The 17,934-nt window shown below is 60.1% G+C and carries 17 protein-coding genes; 8 read left to right on the top strand and 9 right to left on the bottom strand.

What is annotated here, in order from left to right; all coding sequences use genetic code 11:
• Positions 1 to 20: 20 nt before the first annotated feature.
• Both AC1ATL_RS01345 and rpsP read right to left on the bottom strand, forming a co-directional pair.
• Positions 21 to 254, bottom strand: coding sequence for an RNA-binding protein (locus AC1ATL_RS01345; RefSeq protein ID WP_011742734.1), 234 nt, complete (start codon positions 252 to 254; stop codon positions 21 to 23).
• A 2-nt stretch (positions 255 to 256) separates the two neighbouring features.
• Complete coding sequence (gene rpsP, locus AC1ATL_RS01350) at positions 257 to 706, bottom strand: 30S ribosomal protein S16 (RefSeq protein ID WP_011742735.1); 450 nt, start codon at positions 704 to 706, stop codon at positions 257 to 259.
• A 326-nt stretch (positions 707 to 1,032) separates the two neighbouring features.
• Here rpsP and AC1ATL_RS01355 point away from each other — a divergent pair, with 326 nt between their 5' ends.
• The gene (locus tag AC1ATL_RS01355; protein WP_476567889.1) at positions 1,033 to 2,067 is read left to right on the top strand and encodes an endonuclease/exonuclease/phosphatase family protein; all 1,035 of its coding nucleotides are present in this window, start codon (positions 1,033 to 1,035) and stop codon (positions 2,065 to 2,067) included.
• Between the two features lie 123 nt (positions 2,068 to 2,190).
• Here the strand turns inward: AC1ATL_RS01355 and ffh are convergent, their stop codons facing one another.
• A complete protein-coding gene (ffh, locus tag AC1ATL_RS01360; RefSeq protein ID WP_476567891.1) occupies positions 2,191 to 3,837 on the bottom strand; it encodes a signal recognition particle protein in 1,647 nt (548 codons plus the stop codon).
• A 220-nt stretch (positions 3,838 to 4,057) separates the two neighbouring features.
• On the bottom strand, positions 4,058 to 5,704 hold the full coding sequence (gene cysS, locus AC1ATL_RS01365; RefSeq protein WP_476567893.1) for a cysteine--tRNA ligase: 1,647 nt from the start codon (positions 5,702 to 5,704) through the stop codon (positions 4,058 to 4,060).
• 100 nt (positions 5,705 to 5,804) lie between these two features.
• Here cysS and AC1ATL_RS01370 point away from each other — a divergent pair, with 100 nt between their 5' ends.
• The 5 genes from AC1ATL_RS01370 to AC1ATL_RS01390 all read left to right on the top strand — a co-directional run bounded on the left by AC1ATL_RS01370 (position 5,805) and on the right by AC1ATL_RS01390 (position 12,320).
• Positions 5,805 to 6,530 (top strand): type 1 glutamine amidotransferase, encoded by a 726-nt coding sequence (locus tag AC1ATL_RS01370; protein WP_476567895.1) that lies wholly within the window; start codon positions 5,805 to 5,807, stop codon positions 6,528 to 6,530.
• Positions 6,531 to 6,624: 94 nt separating this feature from the next.
• Positions 6,625 to 7,659 (top strand): adenosine deaminase, encoded by a 1,035-nt coding sequence (locus AC1ATL_RS01375; RefSeq protein WP_476567897.1) that lies wholly within the window; start codon positions 6,625 to 6,627, stop codon positions 7,657 to 7,659.
• Between the two features lie 191 nt (positions 7,660 to 7,850).
• On the top strand, positions 7,851 to 9,182 hold the full coding sequence (locus AC1ATL_RS01380) for an amidohydrolase family protein (RefSeq protein WP_476567899.1): 1,332 nt from the start codon (positions 7,851 to 7,853) through the stop codon (positions 9,180 to 9,182).
• A gap of 67 nt (positions 9,183 to 9,249) precedes the next feature.
• Positions 9,250 to 11,451 (top strand): ABC-F family ATP-binding cassette domain-containing protein, encoded by a 2,202-nt coding sequence (locus AC1ATL_RS01385; RefSeq protein ID WP_476567901.1) that lies wholly within the window; start codon positions 9,250 to 9,252, stop codon positions 11,449 to 11,451.
• A gap of 329 nt (positions 11,452 to 11,780) precedes the next feature.
• A complete protein-coding gene (locus AC1ATL_RS01390) occupies positions 11,781 to 12,320 on the top strand; it encodes a hypothetical protein (protein ID WP_432622959.1) in 540 nt (179 codons plus the stop codon).
• Positions 12,321 to 12,334: 14 nt separating this feature from the next.
• Here the strand turns inward: AC1ATL_RS01390 and AC1ATL_RS01395 are convergent, their stop codons facing one another.
• Positions 12,335 to 13,486, bottom strand: coding sequence for a sensor histidine kinase (locus AC1ATL_RS01395; protein WP_476567903.1), 1,152 nt, complete (start codon positions 13,484 to 13,486; stop codon positions 12,335 to 12,337).
• A gap of 2 nt (positions 13,487 to 13,488) precedes the next feature.
• Positions 13,489 to 14,118: a response regulator transcription factor gene (locus AC1ATL_RS01400; RefSeq protein WP_476567905.1), complete on the bottom strand. Its 630-nt coding sequence runs from the start codon at positions 14,116 to 14,118 to the stop codon at positions 13,489 to 13,491.
• 157 nt (positions 14,119 to 14,275) lie between these two features.
• Here AC1ATL_RS01400 and AC1ATL_RS01405 point away from each other — a divergent pair, with 157 nt between their 5' ends.
• On the top strand, positions 14,276 to 14,887 hold the full coding sequence (locus tag AC1ATL_RS01405) for an ArsR/SmtB family transcription factor (RefSeq protein ID WP_476567907.1): 612 nt from the start codon (positions 14,276 to 14,278) through the stop codon (positions 14,885 to 14,887).
• An 82-nt stretch (positions 14,888 to 14,969) separates the two neighbouring features.
• Positions 14,970 to 16,250: an MFS transporter gene (locus tag AC1ATL_RS01410; RefSeq protein ID WP_476567909.1), complete on the top strand. Its 1,281-nt coding sequence runs from the start codon at positions 14,970 to 14,972 to the stop codon at positions 16,248 to 16,250.
• 135 nt (positions 16,251 to 16,385) lie between these two features.
• Here AC1ATL_RS01410 and AC1ATL_RS01415 read toward each other — a convergent pair whose 3' ends face one another.
• The 3 genes from AC1ATL_RS01415 to ilvN form a co-directional block, all read right to left on the bottom strand.
• Entirely contained in the window at positions 16,386 to 16,685 is a 300-nt protein-coding gene (locus AC1ATL_RS01415; protein ID WP_476567911.1) for a type II toxin-antitoxin system RelE/ParE family toxin, read from the bottom strand.
• Positions 16,685 to 16,969: a type II toxin-antitoxin system RelB/DinJ family antitoxin gene (locus AC1ATL_RS01420; RefSeq protein WP_476567913.1), complete on the bottom strand. Its 285-nt coding sequence runs from the start codon at positions 16,967 to 16,969 to the stop codon at positions 16,685 to 16,687. Before AC1ATL_RS01420 ends, AC1ATL_RS01415 begins: the two co-directional genes overlap by 1 nt.
• 383 nt (positions 16,970 to 17,352) lie before the next feature.
• A complete protein-coding gene (gene ilvN, locus AC1ATL_RS01425; protein ID WP_033499342.1) occupies positions 17,353 to 17,907 on the bottom strand; it encodes an acetolactate synthase small subunit in 555 nt (184 codons plus the stop codon).
• Positions 17,908 to 17,934 lie beyond the last annotated feature (27 nt).

Genomic DNA, 17,934 nt, shown 5'->3' on the forward strand with positions numbered 1-17,934 from the left:
TCACGCACCACGCTAGGATCTCACCTGCGCACGTCCATGATGTCGACGCGCACCTTGTGGTCGGACAGTGCCTGCACCACGGTGCGAATCGCATTTGCCGTGCGTCCGCTGCGTCCGATGACGCGGCCGATGTCCTCGGGATTCACACGCACGCGAATAAGCTCGCCGCGCGGATTCTCATGGGACTTCACCGAGACATCATCGGGAAAATCGACGATGTTCTTAATCAGATGTTCCACAGCCTGGGCGAGCATGGTCACTCGGCTTCCGCAGCCGGCTCTTCAGCCGGAGCTTCCTCGGTGGCGGCGGCTTCGGCCTCAGCCTTGGCCTTGGCGTCAGCTTCGGACTTGGCGGCCTTCAGCTTCTGGGCCTGAGCCTCAACGGCCTCGACGCGAGCGGCGGCATCCGGGCCAGCCTCAACGGTCTTCAGGGTGCCTTCGGCACCGTCGAGACCCTTGAACTTCTGCCAGTCGCCGGTGATCTTCAGCAGGTTCAGCACCTGCTCGGTCGGCTGAGCGCCAACGCCGAGCCAGTACTGAGCGCGCTCAGAGTTGATGTTGATGGTCGAAGGCTGGGTGTTCGGGTTGTAGGTACCGATCTCCTCGATGGCGCGGCCATCGCGCTTGGTACGGGAATCCATGATCACCACGCGGTAGAACGCGTAGAACTTCTTACCCATGCGCTTCAGACGAATCTTGGTTGCCAAAATGGCTCTCCTTGTAACTAGGGGTGTGTGTTTCGTGTTCTGTGTGGGGCACGGAATCCGAAACCCACGTGTTCCTCGCGTCACGCGATTGGTAGAGGGCCTCGCGCGCGCGAATAACTGGCTAATTATAACCGTGGGGTATGGACGCGTCGTAGCTGTGGTCGCGCTTGGCGCGGTTCCAAGGTTTCTGGAGACGTTGGGCATTCGTGAGGTGTTTGGGCGGGTTTGGGCGCTCGATGTGCCGGCATCGGATGAAGCCACTATGCTAGGGCGGTTGTTGGCGATGTTTCCGCGTGGCTGCTCACGGCCACGCCAAGGGGGTTTGCATGGCTATTGCGCTGTGGATCGTGTTGCTGGTATGCGTTGTGTGGATCGCATTGAGCGAAATGCCGGTCGGCTGGGACGGTCATCTGCCGTTGCCGTATCTGATCGCGTTGACGCCTCTGCTGTGGATTCCCACGCTGGCGATCGCCATTGCCGGTATCGCAACACACGACACTGCGCTTGCCGTCGTCGCGGCCATCGCGTGCATCGCATCCCTGCTGCGCAAAATCGCGTACTGGAGCAACAATCTCACGTCCATCAACACGGCGCAGATGGTGGCCGACAAACTTGCCGAAAAGCGTGGAACATCCCGTGAAACACGCGTGTCTACCGCCGCGGAAGCCGCGAAACACGGCCGTTTCCGCGTGATGACGCTCAACTGCCGGTACGGGCGTGCCAACGCGGCCGCGATCGTCAGCGCCGTCAAGGAACGCGACATCGCCGTGCTCGCACTGCAGGAATTGACGGACGATCTGGTCGCGGCTCTGGACGAGGCCGGCCTGTCCGACCTGCTGCCGTACCGCCAGCTGGGTGAGAACAAAGAGACGGACAATGGCGGATTCAACGGCGTCTGGATTCGTGTGGAGCCGAGCGACACCTCGCCGGTCACCGTGGAAATCCCCGCCGCCGACGTACCGGGCGTATGCTTCCCGATCGATTCGATGCGTGGCATCACGTTCGTTTCCGCGCATCCGAAGTCGCCGATGCGCGGCTGCCGCGATTGGTCGGCCGGCATCCTCGGTCTGGGCGAGTTGGCCACGTCGCAGAAGAAGGGCGATATCACCGTGATCCTGGGTGACCTCAACTCCGGCACCGACCATCCGAGCTTCCGTGGACTGCTGGCCGCCGGATTCAAGGACGCCGCGCTCGATGAGGCGAAGGGCCGCCGTGCCACGTTCCCGTCGTGGATTCCGTGGCCGCGTCTCATCCTCGACCATGTGCTGTTCACCGCGGGACTGGACGCGTCCGACGTGCGCTCCTTCACGGTCAACGGCACCGACCATCTCGCGCTGGCCGCCACGTTGACGTTGAAATGACGTTGACGTTGAAATGACGTTGGTACGGCGCCAAAACGCCGTACAAATAAAACGAAGCTGCCGATGCCGGAAGTTGATTTCCGACATCGGCAGCTTCGTTTTGTATGTGCTTGTATGCGCGGCTTAGTGCAGCAGACCCGACAGTCCGCCACCGAAGTTCGGCGGCAGCTCGCCGGAATCGCCCATCATATCCTGCAAACCGGCGGGCAGCGCCGGATTCTGCGGCTTCTTGGCAAACGCGGAACCGCTGGAAGAGCCACCGGAATTCTTGCCGGCGAGCTTCTCGCGCAATGCCTTCTCCTCAGCCTCGCGCTTCATCGGATTGCCGGACTTGCCGCTCTTCTTCTTGTTCTTCTTGCCTTTGCCTTTGCCCTTGCCGCCGCCCATGGCCGGACCGCCGAAACCGGGGATGCCGGCGCCGGCCTTGTTGCTCATGCGACGCATCATCTTCGCGGCCTGCTCGAAACGCTGCAGCAGCCCGTTGACCTGCGAGACGGTGACGCCGGAACCGTAGGCGATACGCGCGCGGCGGGAACCGTCGATGATGCTCGGATCGCGACGCTCGGCCGGAGTCATCGAACGGATGATGGCCTCCGTGCGGTCGATCTCCTTCTCATCGAACTGCTCAAGTTCCTTGCGGTGGGCCGCCATGCCCGGAATCATGCCGAGCAGGTTCTTCATCGGGCCAAGCTTGCGCACCTGCTGAAGCTGGTCGAGGAAATCGTCAAGTCCGAAGGAGCCGTCGGAGATCTTGACGGCGGCCTTGCGGGCCTCCTCCTCGTCGAACTGCTTCTGCGCCTGCTCGATAAGGGTGAGGATGTCGCCCATGTCGAGGATGCGGGAGGCCATACGATCCGGATGGAAGACCTCGAAATCCTTCAGACCCTCGCCGGTGGAGGCGAACAGGATCGGCTTACCGGTCACGGACGCCACGGACAGCGCGGCGCCGCCACGGGCGTCGCCATCCAGCTTGGACAGCACAACGCCGGTGAAATCAACACCCTCATCGAAAGCCTTGGCGGTCTGCACGGCATCCTGGCCGATCATCGCGTCGATGACGAACAGGATCTCGTTCGGCTGCACGGCGTCGCGGATGTCGCGGGCCTGCTTCATCAGCTCCTCGTCCACGCCAAGACGGCCTGCGGTATCGATGATGACCGTGTCATACAGCTTCTGCTTGGCAAGCTCGACGGCATCACGGGCCACCTTCACCGGATCACCGGTGGTCTGGCCGGGGGAGACGACCGCTTCGCCGCCATCGGACTGCACGCCCTTCTCCGGCGCGTACACCGGCACGCCCGCGCGCTCGCCGACCACCTGAAGCTGCGTCACCGCGTTCGGACGCTGCAGATCGGCCGCGACCAACAGCGGGGTGTGGCCGGAATCTTTCAGCCAGTAGCCCAGCTTGCCAGCCAACGTGGTCTTGCCGGCACCCTGAAGACCCGCGAGCATGATGATCGTCGGCGGATTCTTCGCGAAGTTCAGCGGGCGGTCTACACCCGCGCCGAGCACTGCGGTGAGCTCCTCGTTGACGATTTTCACCACTTGCTGGGCCGGATTGAGCGCTTCGGAAACCTCGGTGCCGAGCGCGCGCTCACGGATACGGCCGGTGAAGGAACGCACCACGTCGAGCGCCACATCGGCGTCGAGCAGCGCGCGGCGGATCTCGCGGATGGTGCCGTCGATATCAGCCTCGGAAAGCTTGCCCTTGCTCTTCAGATGCTTGAAGGCATTCGAGAGCCTATCTGTCAAAGAACTAAATGCTGCCATAATGTTCCTCAGTCTAGCCGTCGTGTGGGAAATATCGGGGCATGGCACGTTCGGGGCGCGGTCCAATTGTTGACGCCGTGCGGTGCTTCCTCGGATGAAGTTGTGCGGTGCTTTCAGGTGAAAACGACGAAATGGTGGTCTTTACGGATGAAATCAGGGTGGATTCCGTCCGCAAAGACCACCATTTCGGTGTGTCTTCGGCGCAAAGCGCGCAGTTACATCACTTCAGCGACCAAGTGGAGCCCTGGGGGCCGTCCTCGATGGCGATGCCGGCCGCGTTCAGCGCGTCGCGAATCGTGTCGGCCTTGGCGAAGTCCTTGGCCTTGCGGGCCTCGGCACGTGCCGTAAGCTGTTCGGAGATCAGCGCGTCGAGCGCATCATGCTCTGCGGATTCTCCCTCTCCGGCCTCGCCGCCGGCCTCGCCGCCGTTCGCCCACGGTTCCGCCAGCGGGTCCAGACCCAACGTGTCGAGCATCGCGCGAACGTTGAGCAGCACCTCACGCACCTCGGCCTTGGCGGCGTCGGAATCGGCGCGGTCGGCCAGTTTCGACAGCAGCGTGTTGCCGGAACGGATGGCGGTGAAAATCGCGGCGGTCGCACCGGACACGTTGATGTCGTCGTTCATCGCGGCGACGAAGTCGGTCGGCAGCGCATCGGCGGAAACGGAAACGACCTCGGCACGGCTGGGCTGTTCGCCGATGGCGATGCCCGCGCGTTCGATGAAGTTCGAGACGCGCTCATAGGCGGACTGCGCCTCGGCGAGCGTCTGATCGGACCATTCCAGCATCGAGCGGTACTGCACACCGCCCAGTGCATAGCGCACCACCCAGGCGGAATTGTTCGCCAGCACGGCCGGCACAGACAGGCCGTTGCCCAGCGACTTCGACATCTTCTCACCCTTGGCGGTCACCCAAGCCGAATGCATCCAACGCGCGGCCGAATCATAGCCGGCGGCACGGGTCTGGGCCATCTCGTTCTCATGGTGGGGGAATCGCAAATCAAGCCCGCCGCCGTGGATGTCGAAACCATCCTTCAGATAACGGTGGCTCATCGCGGAGCATTCGATATGCCAGCCCGGACGGCCGGTGCCGAACGGGGTGTTCCAACGCGCGTCGAGCGGATCGGAATCCTTCGGCGCCTTCCACAGCGCGAAATCGCGCGGATCATGCTTGTCGGGGGAGGCGTCGGCCGGATCGACGGGATTGTACTTGTCATCGCCCGCGTTGTCGACGGACGGGCCCATCGCGTCGGTCACCTTGGAAGCCTCGTCCTCGACGGCGGTCTGCTTCTGGTGCGTCAGCTCGCCGTAATGCGGCCAGGAGGCCACATCGAAGTACACGTTGCCGGTCGGTTCACCGTTCTCATCGCGCACTACGTAGGCGTGGCCGTTATCGATGATGCGTTGAATCATGTCGATCATGTCGCTCATATGGCCGGTGGCACGCGGCTCGACGGTGGGCGGCAGCACGCCCAGATCGGCGTAGGCCTGGCTGAACTCGCGTTCGTAGTAGTACGCGCGGGCCCACCACTGCTGGCCTGCGGCGGCGGCCTTGTCAAGAATCTTGTCGTCGATATCGGTCACGTTGCGTACGAAAGTGACCTGATAGCCGAGCTTGAGGAACCAGCGGCGCACGATGTCGAACGCCACGGCGGCGCGGATATGGCCGATGTGCGGCGACGACTGCACCGTCGCGCCGCAGACGTACATGCCCACTTCGCCTGGTTTGATCGGGGTGAACGTGCTGACGGCGTGCGAGGCCGTATCGTACAGCTTCAGTCCTGCAGCGGCCTTGGCCACTTGCGCCGAGACAAGCGTGCTCGGCATGACGGAAGCGTTGAAATCCTGCGGTTCCTGAGTGTTTGCCATGGCTCCTAGAGTAGGCATGAAACCAGACAAGGCGGGCGTGCGCCCCGCGGCTGTGCGGCAAACGTATGCAGTTTACGTGGGTCGTGCCACAATAGGGATTATGACTAAGCCGAAAGTGTTGATTTTGCAACATGTTCCGTGGGAGAAGCCGGGGCGCATCCTCGACAGTCTGGACGACATGCAGCTGCCATACCAGGTGGTGAATGTAGCCAAGACGAAGAAGCCGGAACTGCCGAATTTCAACGAGGTCGCCGGCGTGGTGATCATGGGCGGGCCTATGGGCGCGCTGGATTTCGACGAATACCCGGGTCTGAAGGCCGAAGCCAAGCTGGCGCGCGCCGCCATCGCAGTGAACAAACCGGTGCTGGGCGTGTGCTTGGGGCATCAGATCATCGCCACGGCCCTTGGAGCGAAACTCAAATCCGGCAAGGCGCCCGAAATCGGATTCGCCCCCATCAAACGCATCGACAAGCACGACTACTTCTCCATGTGGGACAAAACCATCAACGTGCTGCACTGGCATAACGACGTGGTCTCGCTGCCCGAAGGCGCGCAGCCGCTCGCACGATCCGCCGCCACCAAAAACCAAGCGTTCCGCTTCGGCTCGGCGCTCGGACTGCAGTTCCATCTTGAAGTCACCCCCACCCTGCTGGAGGAATGGCTGGACGAACCCAGTATGGTCAAGGGCCTGAAGGCCGCTGGCGGGTCCAAATCCAAGCTGCGCGAGGATTTCGCCGAATGCAACCCACGTCTGCAGCCCCTCGCCGACCAAGTGTTTTCGGGATTCGCCGCCCGTTGCAACACCCATGCCGCCACGCTGCGGTAATCGTTGATATTCCCGGGATTTTCAAAAAAGCCATATAATCGGCGGCATCAGGCCGTAACGGTCTTGCCGCCGTCCGTGTACAAGGAGGAACACCATGGCCATCAGCACCCGTATATCGCAAGCCCTTCAGGAACTACCCAAAACCGAACTCCACCTGCACATCGAAGGCACGCTGGAACCGGAACTCGCCCTGCGATTGGCGGAGCGCAACGGCGTCACGCTGCCGTTCAACGGACTTGACGACCTGCGTTCCCGCTACCATTTCGCCAATCTGCAATCCTTCCTCGACCTGTACTACCAGCTCATGGGCGTGCTGCGCACTCGCGAGGATTTCGCCGACCTGATGTTCGCCTACCTCACGCACGCGCACAAGGACGGAGTGCGCCGCACGGAGATCTTCTTCGACCCGCAGGTGCATATGAACAACGGACTCGACTACAACCTTGTGCTTGATGGCCTGCAGGACGGCATCGCGCGAAGCCGCGACGCATACGGCATCGACGCCGCGCTGATTCTCAGCGTCGTGCGCGACCTGCCGGTCGAATCGGCACAGGCTTTGCTCGACGCCGCAGCGCCCCGCGCCAACGAACTGCTGGCGATCGGCTTAGACTCCGCGGAAGTCGGCTATCCGCCCGAACTGTTCGAACAGGTATACGAGCGCGCGGCGGGCATGGGCCTGCATCTCGTCGCCCATGCCGGCGAGGAAGGCCCGTCGGAATACATCCGGCAGGCGCTGGACGTGCTGCACGTCGAACGCATCGACCATGGCGTGCGCATCGTCGATGACCCCGCGTTGGTGGAACGCGTGGCTGCGGAGGGTATCGGGCTCACCGTGTGCCCGCTGTCGAACCTGCGACTGCAAGTGGTCGACGACGTGGCCAAAGTGCCGATCCGCCAGCTGTTGGACGCCGGAGTACGCGTCACCGTCAATTCCGACGATCCCGCGTATTTCGGCGGATACATCGCACGCAACTACATGGCCCTCGCCGAAGCCGGCCTGTCGATGACGGCGCTCGCCACCATCGCAGGCAACTCGATTGAAGCGTGCTTCGCGCCGGAGGAGGACAAGGCGTCTATGCGCACTGAGCTGGACCGGTGGAAGACTGAGTACGCCGATCTGCTGTCATGATCTTCACCGGGTTTATGCAGGGCGGCATAATGCGAATGCTGGCCAGTGCGGTTTTTGGTGGGGTATATCTGTGACGGGGTGTGCGGAGACAAACCGCAACATGGAACAGACGGAATAAGCGGCACGTTCGCGCGGTGCCACGCAATATGCGCGGGCACCTGCGTGGGCGGCGTGCGCGGGAGGAGAAACATATGCGTATGAACGCACAGACCGGGCGGCGCCCGGATAATCGAATGTTGTATGTCGGCGACATCGCCTTCACCCCCTCGCCGCAACGCCTGGTGGGCATCAGACGCGGTGTCGTCGCGGTGGAGAATGGCATCGTTTCAGGATGTTACGAGTCCATGGCCGACGTGCCGGCCCATTGGCGGAACGCGCCCAGAACCGACTTCGGCGATGCGCTGGTGATTCCGGGGTTCAACGACCTGCACATCCACGCCCCGCAATACCCGACCGCAGGGCTTGGCCTCGACAAGGAACTGCTTCCATGGCTGGAAACCTACACGTTCCCCGCCGAAGCGCGATTCGCCAGCCCCGACTATGCGCGGATCTGGTACCAGCGCTTCATCCAACGCATGTGGGAGGTGGGAACCCTGCGTTTCAGCGCGTTCGCGACCCTGCACCGCGAAGCCACGTTGACGCTCGCCCGGCTCGCGCAGGAATCGGGACTCCGACCGGTCATTGGCAAGGTCAACATGGACCGCAACGGTTCCGAGGAACTGAGCGAAAGCACTGAGGAATCTCTGGACAACACCGTTGCCGTCATCGAAACGATGCGCAGCGAGACACCCGACATCGGCTACATCGTCACGCCGCGTTTCGTGCCATCCACCACGCCCGAACTCATGCGCGGACTCGCCGACATCGCGCAACGATACGATCTGCCGGTGCAATCGCATCTGTCGGAGAATCGCGGCGAGGTCGCATGGGTGCGCGAACTGCACCCTGAATGCGCGTCGTACACGGACGTGTATGAACAGTACGGGCTGCTGCGGGACAGCAAAACGATCATGGCGCACTGCATCTACCTGGACGACGAGGAAATCGACACGTTGCGCCGCCACGACGTGACCGTGGCGCACTGCCCGCAGTCCAACGCCAATCTGACCAGCGGCATCATGCCGGCGCGGCGCTACCTGGAGCAGGGGCTGCACGTCACCATCGCCAGCGACGTGGACGCCGGGCACGTGCCCGACATGAATCGTCATATCGCCGCCGCGGTCGCGGTGTCGAAGTTGCGGCAGACTCAATACGCCGACGAGACGGCATTGCGTCTGCCGGAAGCGTTCCATATGGTCACCAAGGAGCCGGGCAGGTTCCTGGCCGCGGCCACGGGGCAGGCACCCGCAGGGTCGTTCGAACCCGGATACGCGTTCGACGCGCTGGTGGTAGAGCCGATGACCTCGCCGTGGGAGCTGAGCGTTGCGGAACGGGTGGAGCAGTTCATCTACACGGGCACGCCGGCGAACATCAGCCACCGGTACGTGGCCGGGAGTGAGATTCCCCGCCCCTTCGCCGAATAGACGCGATTCAGGTCGTGAAGAACCGGCGCGGCGTCGGTGTTCCGCCGCCGCGCTACATTGGTGCTTTATGCCGACTTATGATTTGGGACTTGAACACGTTTCGCTCGCCTTCGCGACCAAGAACATCTTCACCGATGTGACGCAGGGCGTCTTCGAGGGCGACCGCATCGGCATCGTCGGCAGGAACGGCGATGGCAAATCCACGCTGCTGCACCTCTTCCGCGGCACGCAGGAACCGGATTCCGGCCGCGTGACCATGCGGGGTGGCCTGACCTTCGGCATGCTCGACCAGCGTGATCCGCTCGACGACAACGCCACCGTGCGTGAGGCCGCGCTCGAGGGGCGCGAGGACTACGAGTGGGCCGCCGAAACCAAATCGCGTGAGATCGTGGAGGCGCTGCTCGGCGGCATCAGCCTGGACGCGAAGATCGGCTCGCTGTCCGGCGGCCAGCGCCGCCGCGCCGACTTGGCACGCCTGCTGCTCAAGGATTGGGACATCCTCGCGCTCGACGAGCCCACCAACCACTTGGACGTGGTGACCATCCACTGGCTTGCCGAACACCTGAAGAACCGTTGGCCGTCCGGTCAGGGCGCGCTGTTGCTCGTCACCCACGACCGTTGGTTCCTCGACGAGGTGTGCGAATCGATGTGGGAGGTCCATGACGGTGTGATCGACCCGTTCGAAGGTGGTTATTCCGCGTACATGCTGCAGCGTGTGGAACGCGACCGCCAAGCCGATGTGCGCGAGACCAAGCGCCGCAACCTGGCCCGCAAGGAGCTCGCATGGCTTACCCGCGGCGCCCGGGCGCGTTCCACCAAGCAGAAGTTCCATGTCAAGGCTGCGCGGGAGCTCATCGCCGACGTGCCGCCGGTGCGTAACACCTTGGAGCTGAAGCAGATGGCCACCTCCCGACTGGGCAAGCAGGTGGTCGATCTGATCGATGTGACGCAGATCTTCGAACATGCGCAGGGTGAGGCCGACATCGACCCCGATGTGGCGGAAATGGAGGCTTCGGCCTCGCGCGTGGACGTGGTGCCGGCCATGTATGCCGAACCGCAGGCCCACGGTTCCGTCGAAGTGGCCGTCGACGATCTGACCGACCCGCGATTGGTGGACGCCGGCGTGCCCGAGGCCCGGCAGGCCGCCGCACAGGCCGCGCGGCAGGCCGGGGAGCAGGCGCAGGAGTCGGGCGATGATGCTGATGCATCCACGCCGGAGGTCACGTCCGCGGCGCGGAAAGTCACCGTCACCGGCCGCAAGATCCTCGACGACGTGACGTGGCTGATTGGTCCCGGCGACCGTTTCGGCATCGTCGGCGCGAACGGCGCCGGCAAATCGACCCTGCTGAAGATCCTCGACGGCACGATCACCCCGACCGCAGGCCATGTGAACATCGGCAAGACCGTGAAGTTCGCGGTGCTCTCGCAACGTCTCGACGAGCTGGAGAAGCTGGGCAAGTACAAGATCAAGGAAGTGCTCAGCCGCTACAAGCCGAGCTACATCGTGGACGGCAAGGAGACCACGCCGGGGCAGATGATGGAACGCCTCGGCTTCGAATCCGCGCAGCTCATGACGCCGATCAAGGATCTTTCGGGTGGCCAGAAGCGCCGTATGCAACTGCTGCTCATCCTGCTCGACGAGCCGAACGTGCTCATCATGGACGAGCCCGGCAACGACCTTGACACCGACATGCTCGCCGTGATGGAGGACCTGCTCGACACCTGGCCGGGCACGCTGATCGTCGTCTCCCACGACCGCTACCTGCTCGAACGCGTCACCGACCAGCAGTTCGCGCTGATCGGCGGCAAGATCCGCCATCTGCCCGGCGGCGTGCAGGATTATCTCGATATGACCGAGGCCATCAAGAACGGCAAGGACCCGTTCGCGGACGAGAAGACCGGCAGGAACGGCAAGGGGCGGAAGGGCGGCGATACGGGAGATTCCGTTGCGGCTGGTTCGACTAGTTCGGCTGGCTCCGCCGTTTCCTCCAGCGGTGCCGATTCGGATGCCGCCGACACCGGTTCGGCCGAATCCACGCCGAAGCTCACCGGCAAGGCGTTCCATGAGGCATCGAAGCGCGTTTCCGCGATCGAACGCAAGCTGGGCAAGCTGGAGGAGCAGAAGTCCGATCTGGAAGCGCAGATGGCCGCGCATGATCCGAGCGATTACGAAGGCCTGAACAAGCTTAACGAGCAGTTGCAGGCCGTCACGGACGAGTCCGAATCCCTCGAAACGGAGTGGATGGAACTTTCCGAACAGCTCGAGTAGCCCCCCCATTCGAACAAACCGACGCTGAGCCGCTCCTCACCGTCGGTTTGGCGGTATGGAATATGCAAAACCGACGGTGACAGCTCGCTCAGCGTCGGCTTTGCGGAATGATGCGTCGCGGCTGGCCGAGGGTGATCAGGCCAAGGTGGTGAAGAGCTGGAACGGGAGCGGCGACCCTTCCGCAAAACCCGCGTCCAGTTCCAGTGCTCCCGGTGAATGTTGGCCATTCGTGCGACAGGGATGCGTGGCGCACGAGGTATCAGTGTCATATTCTTGTCTGCATAGAAGTTCTCAGCTACTTCTGCCGGAGAAACCAATGGAGGTGTCTCATGAATCAAATGACGCGAAGAAGTCTCGGCTGTTTGTTGTCCGTTTTATTGTTGTGTTCATGCGTCGGATGTGCGAATCCCGCACATGAAACCTCTGATGGTAACGCTGTTCAGAGCAGCAGTAAAAACGATGATGCTGCTGAGCAAGCGTATAAAGCGTTTACTGTGGACGCTCTGGACCGTGTCGCCGTCGACGATCTCAATGACTCGGACAAATTGGTTCTGATAAACAAGTTGGGCGCGAAATCCGTGCACGGCGATGGCACTGTTCCGTTTTCCAAAAAGGTCGACGAAAACAATATGTACTATGTCGTTTCCATGTGCAAGCAGAAGGAACAGGCTCCTTACTCACTCGTCCTCTACAAAGATGGGCAGCCGCACACTCTGACCACGAGGGAAGCCTGTACGCCCAATGGAATAGAGACGGTCTCTCTTCCGGCGGAGAGCTTCCCTGGCGCGACATCATTGTCCATCATCAATATCGACAACACGGATCTCGTTGTCTCCGTATATGAAGTAAAGGAGAATCGTCAGGAATAACGTTGGCGGCTGGCTTAATTTGCTTGATGGGTTAGCGGAATCGTCAGGGACAATGACCATTCTTCATTTTCTGAATTTATGGTCATTGTTCCGTTATGCTGCTGTACGAATTTTTGTATGAGGGTGATTCCGTAGTGCTTTTTCGATTCGCTATCCATCGCGGCGCTGTACGGATTCGATGCGAAGATGTGAGCCTCGCCTGATTCCGCCGATCCTGCTTCCACCGAGAGAATAAAGGCAAAAGGGCCTGGTTTTCCATGTTTTGCGATGTTGTTGAGTATTTCGGTGCAGGCTGTTTGCAGCAGCGGCAGCTCCGCTTTGTCTATTGCGTTCAAATCCCCACGGATTATCGGCATTCCGGTAAAACCTAGAGTTCTGAGCCTATCGCATTGGCTCTCGATGCGTTGCTGGAAAAGATCGAGATCATTCCTCTTATCTGTCTCATTACCTGTCTCAAGATCGTTGGCCATGGGACTGATGATCTGAGTGCGAAGCTCATGCAATGCCTGCGTAAGTACCTGTTCGATTTGCGCCAAAGCATCATTGCTTTTCACGGATTCTTCCTTGCGACACAGCAGAATCGCATAGGTCATAGACCCTGCAATGGAATCATGCAGTATGTGAGTCTCCCTGAGCCGTTCCTGTTGTCGTCGCACTTGTTCTTGCGCAATCGCCAGGTCGGCCTTCCGTTGCTCTGTCTGTATCTTCCACCGTATGGCAAAGCCGACGAAAAAGGCTCCGATATAGGAGCATGCGAGCACAGGGATGCTCGAATTGTAGTCGATGCCGCCTGTCCAATAGCCTAAAGGAAGCGCCAGAGCGCAAAGTATCGGTCCTGCGATGGCAAATGTAAATCGTCTGACTTCAAACGCAAGTATTCCGCATGCAAGCCATGTGCCGTATAAGGTCGAAGGGCCATCGCAGATAGCCGGGATTAGCGCGCACGCTATGTGCGTTGCAAGGATCGCCATACTTGCCGGCACAGGGAACCAGGCTAATAGCAGCAGAGCAATGCAATAAGGCGTCAAATATAGCCATGACCAGAGGGACATGTTTGTCCAAGCGGTCAGTTCGAGCAGGAAAAAGCAAATGCAGATAATGGATCCCGCCAGGTAAGGCTTGTGTGCGGTCTTCGCCAATGACGTTATTTGCTGTGGCAGCTTCATCGTTATATCCAGCCGTTTCTCACGCACGTCGCAACAGCTTCGGCGCGACTGTGAGCATGAAGTTTCTCGAAAGCTCGTCGCGCATATGTTTTCACCGATGCTTCGCTGACGTTGAGTTGCCGGGCGATGGCGGAAGTAGTGAATCCGTTTGCATAGCTGGCAATGATCTGCAATTCCTTGCCGGAAAGTCGCATGGATTCCGTGCTCTTTCCCGTCCACGACGCAACTTCGCTATTTCCAATGGCTTTGCCGATGATTCGGACCAGTTGAATCGTGGGAATTTCTTTTGGAATAATCGCATAGAACGCATCGGACCATGGTGCTCCGTGTGCTTTTTCGTTTTCGCTGTCCAAAAAGGCGCTGATGCCGATGATGGCAATATCTGGATATTGTTCCTTGACATGACGTGCCAATTCCACACCGTCCATTTCAGGCATTGCGATATCGGTGAGCATGGCCTGCGGTCTTTGCGAAGAGTCCCGCATGGCGTCAAGTGCTTGTTCGGCTGAAGCGGCGGTCCATAGAATCTGTATGGGTGCGCATGTTTCGACCAATAAGCTTCGGATTGCGCTCGCGACCAACGGATCATTGTCCACGATCCCTAGGGTCGGATCATTGGCAAGCGTGTGCATAATGCCCCCATTAGTCTGCTTCTCGCTCCAGAATAGACGTTTTGTTGCTGCAAGGAAATCATAGTGTTGACGGCGGCATATATTGCGGTTGAGTTTAAAAAATATATTGTACAAATAATTTGTATATAATGGGGGCGACGGAAAGGAGTCTCCTGCAATGACCGATACCATCCCAGACGAAGCACGGCTGCCTGAAGATGCCGCAGTAACTGTAACCAATGCCGATACTCTTCGGGCCATGGCAAGTCCGATTCGTATGAGGATTCTTGGAACATTGCGGGTGAATGGCGAACAGACTGTAGGAAACATCAGCGAGCAGCTTGGTGAGGCTTCTGGCGCCATCAGCTATCACTTGGGGCAGCTTGCAGGTGCCGGACTTGTGGAGAAGGTGAAGTCTCCCGATGGCGATCGAAGAAAAAGCTGGTGGAAGGCTTGCCAAAGCGCCATTCGTCTGGAGGGCTCCGGGGAGAAAAACGGTGCGGACAATGCAAAGGCCATGGATATGTTCCGACGTTCTACGGCACTCTCCTACGAGATGGCCTATGAGCGTTTTCTGGACAAGTTGCCGGAATTGCCACGGGAATGGGCCGATGCATGCACCAGCGATGATCACGTGTTGCGCTTGACCGCAGAGGAGATGAGCTCGATGCTTGAAGAGCTCAATGAGGTCGTGCGTCGCTGGCAGATCAAGGCAGGCGTGCACGGAGACGATGAACCGGGCGTCGAACCCGTTGCGCTGATTCTGCAGGCCTTCAGATGGTTTTCGTAAGACGTCGGTAGGGACTTTTGCCCATGGGCGCATAGCCCATAAATACATAGCAATACGGAAGCATGGGTGGAATAAGGAACAAGTGGGACAAGTGGAACAAAGCGTGGGCGGAACGACGAAATCACTTTGGCAATCCGCAGGGTACATTCCTTGGTTCACCGCGGATACGGCATCGGCGGCCGGTTCAGCACTGCGTACATTGGCGATCAGCCTGCTCGGATATGCGGTGTCCGGCTCCACCGTCGCCGCCGGTTGGCTTGGAACGGCGTCGATGATTGCGCAACAGGTTGCGAGCGTATTCGGAGGAACCTTCGTCGACAGGCATGACCGCAAACGACTTATCGTGGCAAACGCCATCGTCGGCGTTTTGGCTTGGGGCGCGGTAGCAGTGCTACTGCTGTGTAACGCATTATCGTTTCCCGTGTTGCTGCTGATTGCGGTGCTTGCATCCGGCGTCAACGGATTTCTCGGGAGCGCCACGGATGCGATGCTTCGCTCAATCATCGATATCCGCTATTATCCCAAGGCGCGAAGCCTCAACGAAGGGCGTGACGCGACCATCACCATGGCGGGAAGCCCCATCGGAGGATTCCTGTACGGCGTCGCACCATGGCTGCCATTCCTGGTGTCAGCATGTATGTACGCCGTGGCCGGCGTTGCCGCCACCGGCATTCGCGAACATGATTCGGATAACAGGCGTATCGGGGAAACGGATGGCGATGCGGCGAAAGGTGGTTTCTTCCGCGATTTCCTGGAAGGCTGGTCATGGTCGTTGCACAGGAAAACGCTGGTGGTCGTGCTCGTCGTGGCGGCATTGCTTAATTTCGGCGTCAATGGCATCCAATATGCCATTCAGCTGCATCTGATGTCGTGCGGGACCAATGCGACCTCCATCGGATTCATCAGTGGTGGCATATCGCTGATGATGTTTGTGGGATCGTTACTGGCCGGCAAAATCAGTGATAAGGTTCCGGTCGGTCCAACCGTGTGCCTCGTCTGTCTGTTCATCTGCCTGTGCGTCTTGCCAGTGGCTTTGACCGACAACTACTGGGTCATGCTGGTTGCCAATTCGTTCGTCGGTCTGCCGTTCCCGCTGATTAACGCGATGCTGCTCGGTTTCATCTTCGCCAAGTCGCCCACGAACATGCAAGGGCGCATTACCGTCACATTGACGGTTCCGGCCCAGGTGCTCTCGATGTTCTGCAGCGCAGTGGCCGGCACCTTGCTTCCGGTCCTCGGATTCCACGGCACGATGCTGGTGTTCCTCGCCATACTCGTGGCAAGCGCCGTGCTGGTGATGTGCTCCCGTTCCATTCGCGACATCCCCAAGGCGGCGCAATGGGAGCATACGATATTGCGGTGAGATATCGAAGCAAATGAAAAGCGGTGCCCCACGAGACGAGTCGTGGGACACCGCTTGCCGTAAATCAGGCAGATTGCTCAGGCCGTTCAGCGACCGGTGATCTCGGAGCCGAGCACCTTCTCGCTCAGCGTCGGTTTACCGGAATAATTCGTCGTGGCTGCCGGTGCGTTCGAAGAACGCGACCGTGTCGTTCGACGACCAGATCACCAGCCAGTCCCCGGCGTTGGCGACATGGCATTCGTACCGTCCACGCCAATTGCCGGACAGGGTGTGCATGTTGTGGCGGCGGCGCAGCTCCTCCAGTGTTTCCGGGGTGTTCTCCACCACTAGATCGATGACTTTTTCAAGCTCGGCCAGGTTCCAGTTGCGCCGCTTGGCGTTCTTTTTCAAATCACGGCTGAAGGCCTTCGCGAAGTCGGCGGTCAGACGGCCCATCAGCGCATCGCCGCCTCGATCAAGTCATGTCCGTTGGCAAAACGCCCCGCTTTGCCCGACGTTATGAAGTTGTCTGCTTCGGCGGCTGCGTTCCGGCTTTCGTCATTGGGCTCTTCGGGAGCGAAGGTCAATGGGATGCGCCCGGTGTTCACCATCTGTTTGAACACTGCGCGCACCACCGACGAGAGATCCAGGCCATAGTATTCGGCCACGTCGGCGGCCGAACGCTTGAGATTGTCATCCATTCGTATGGTCAACGTCGATGCACTCATCAGAATCCTCATTCACTTGTACGTACAAAAACTAGATATTGTACGTACATTTTAACAAAGAAAGTGATTCCATCCAAGGCTTGCAGCTGACTAACCGCATTGCGCGCACTGTACGTATTCCCCTGAATCACGTGGAAGCAGCCAAGGCAGTGCAATAAGTACGATGCCGATGCATAGCGTCGCAATCGCATGGATGGAATCAATCGTCATCTGCATCTTCCCCATTCGAACAAATCGACGCTGAGCCGCCCCTCACCGTCGGTTTGGCGGAACAGAGCATGTCAAACCGACGGTGAGAGGCCCGTAGGCGTCGGTTTGGCGGTATGGAATATGCGAAACCGACGCTGGCGATTGGCTCAGCGTCGGTTTCGTGGAATACGGGGGCTTCAGACCGTTCAGCGACCGGTGATCTCGGAGCCGAGCACCTTCTCGCTTAGCGCCTTCGGGCCGCGGGTCACGGCGACCGCACCAGAGCGGACCAGCTCGATGATGCCGTAATGCTCCAGCAGGCCGAGCAGCGCGTCGATCTTGCCTTCGGCGCCGGTGGCCTCGATGGTCAGCGACTCAGGGTTCACGTCCACCACACGCACGCGGAACAGACGCACGATCTCCAGCACATCGGAACGGTTGGATTCGTCGGCGGCCACCTTGATGAGCACCAGCTCGCGCTCCACAGTGGTTTCCGGATCGAGGTCCACGATCTTCAGCACGTGCAGCAGCTTGTTGAGCTGCTTGATGATCTGCTCGAGCGGCACTTCCTCCACTTCGGCGGTGACGGTGACACGGGAGATGTCCGGACGCTCGGTGGGGGAGACGGACAGCGAATTGATGTTGAACGCGCGGCGGGCGAACAGGCCGGCGATGCGGGCCAGCACGCCCGGACGGTTCTCGACGAGCACGGACAGCGTGTGACGCTTGGAACCCGGCTGGGATGCAGGATAATTTGCCATGATCGAAATTTCCTTCCTTACGCTACT

Source organism: Bifidobacterium sp. LH_743, from assembly GCF_056355775.1.

Excerpts from the sequence above, each read along its gene's own strand:
- AC1ATL_RS01345 (WP_011742734.1), bottom strand. The coding sequence starts at position 254 with ATGCTCGCCCAGGCTGTGGAACATCTGATTAAGAACATCGTCGATTTT.
- AC1ATL_RS01355 (WP_476567889.1), top strand. The coding sequence starts at position 1,033 with ATGGCTATTGCGCTGTGGATCGTGTTGCTGGTATGCGTTGTGTGGATC.
- ffh (WP_476567891.1), bottom strand. The coding sequence starts at position 3,837 with ATGGCAGCATTTAGTTCTTTGACAGATAGGCTCTCGAATGCCTTCAAG.
- cysS (WP_476567893.1), bottom strand. The coding sequence starts at position 5,704 with ATGGCAAACACTCAGGAACCGCAGGATTTCAACGCTTCCGTCATGCCG.
- AC1ATL_RS01370 (WP_476567895.1), top strand. The coding sequence starts at position 5,805 with ATGACTAAGCCGAAAGTGTTGATTTTGCAACATGTTCCGTGGGAGAAG.
- AC1ATL_RS01375 (WP_476567897.1), top strand. The coding sequence starts at position 6,625 with ATGGCCATCAGCACCCGTATATCGCAAGCCCTTCAGGAACTACCCAAA.
- AC1ATL_RS01380 (WP_476567899.1), top strand. The coding sequence starts at position 7,851 with ATGCGTATGAACGCACAGACCGGGCGGCGCCCGGATAATCGAATGTTG.
- AC1ATL_RS01385 (WP_476567901.1), top strand. The coding sequence starts at position 9,250 with ATGCCGACTTATGATTTGGGACTTGAACACGTTTCGCTCGCCTTCGCG.
- AC1ATL_RS01390 (WP_432622959.1), top strand. The coding sequence starts at position 11,781 with ATGAATCAAATGACGCGAAGAAGTCTCGGCTGTTTGTTGTCCGTTTTA.
- AC1ATL_RS01395 (WP_476567903.1), bottom strand. The coding sequence starts at position 13,486 with ATGAAGCTGCCACAGCAAATAACGTCATTGGCGAAGACCGCACACAAG.
- AC1ATL_RS01400 (WP_476567905.1), bottom strand. The coding sequence starts at position 14,118 with ATGCACACGCTTGCCAATGATCCGACCCTAGGGATCGTGGACAATGAT.
- AC1ATL_RS01405 (WP_476567907.1), top strand. The coding sequence starts at position 14,276 with ATGACCGATACCATCCCAGACGAAGCACGGCTGCCTGAAGATGCCGCA.
- AC1ATL_RS01415 (WP_476567911.1), bottom strand. The coding sequence starts at position 16,685 with ATGGGCCGTCTGACCGCCGACTTCGCGAAGGCCTTCAGCCGTGATTTG.
- AC1ATL_RS01420 (WP_476567913.1), bottom strand. The coding sequence starts at position 16,969 with ATGAGGATTCTGATGAGTGCATCGACGTTGACCATACGAATGGATGAC.
- ilvN (WP_033499342.1), bottom strand. The coding sequence starts at position 17,907 with ATGGCAAATTATCCTGCATCCCAGCCGGGTTCCAAGCGTCACACGCTG.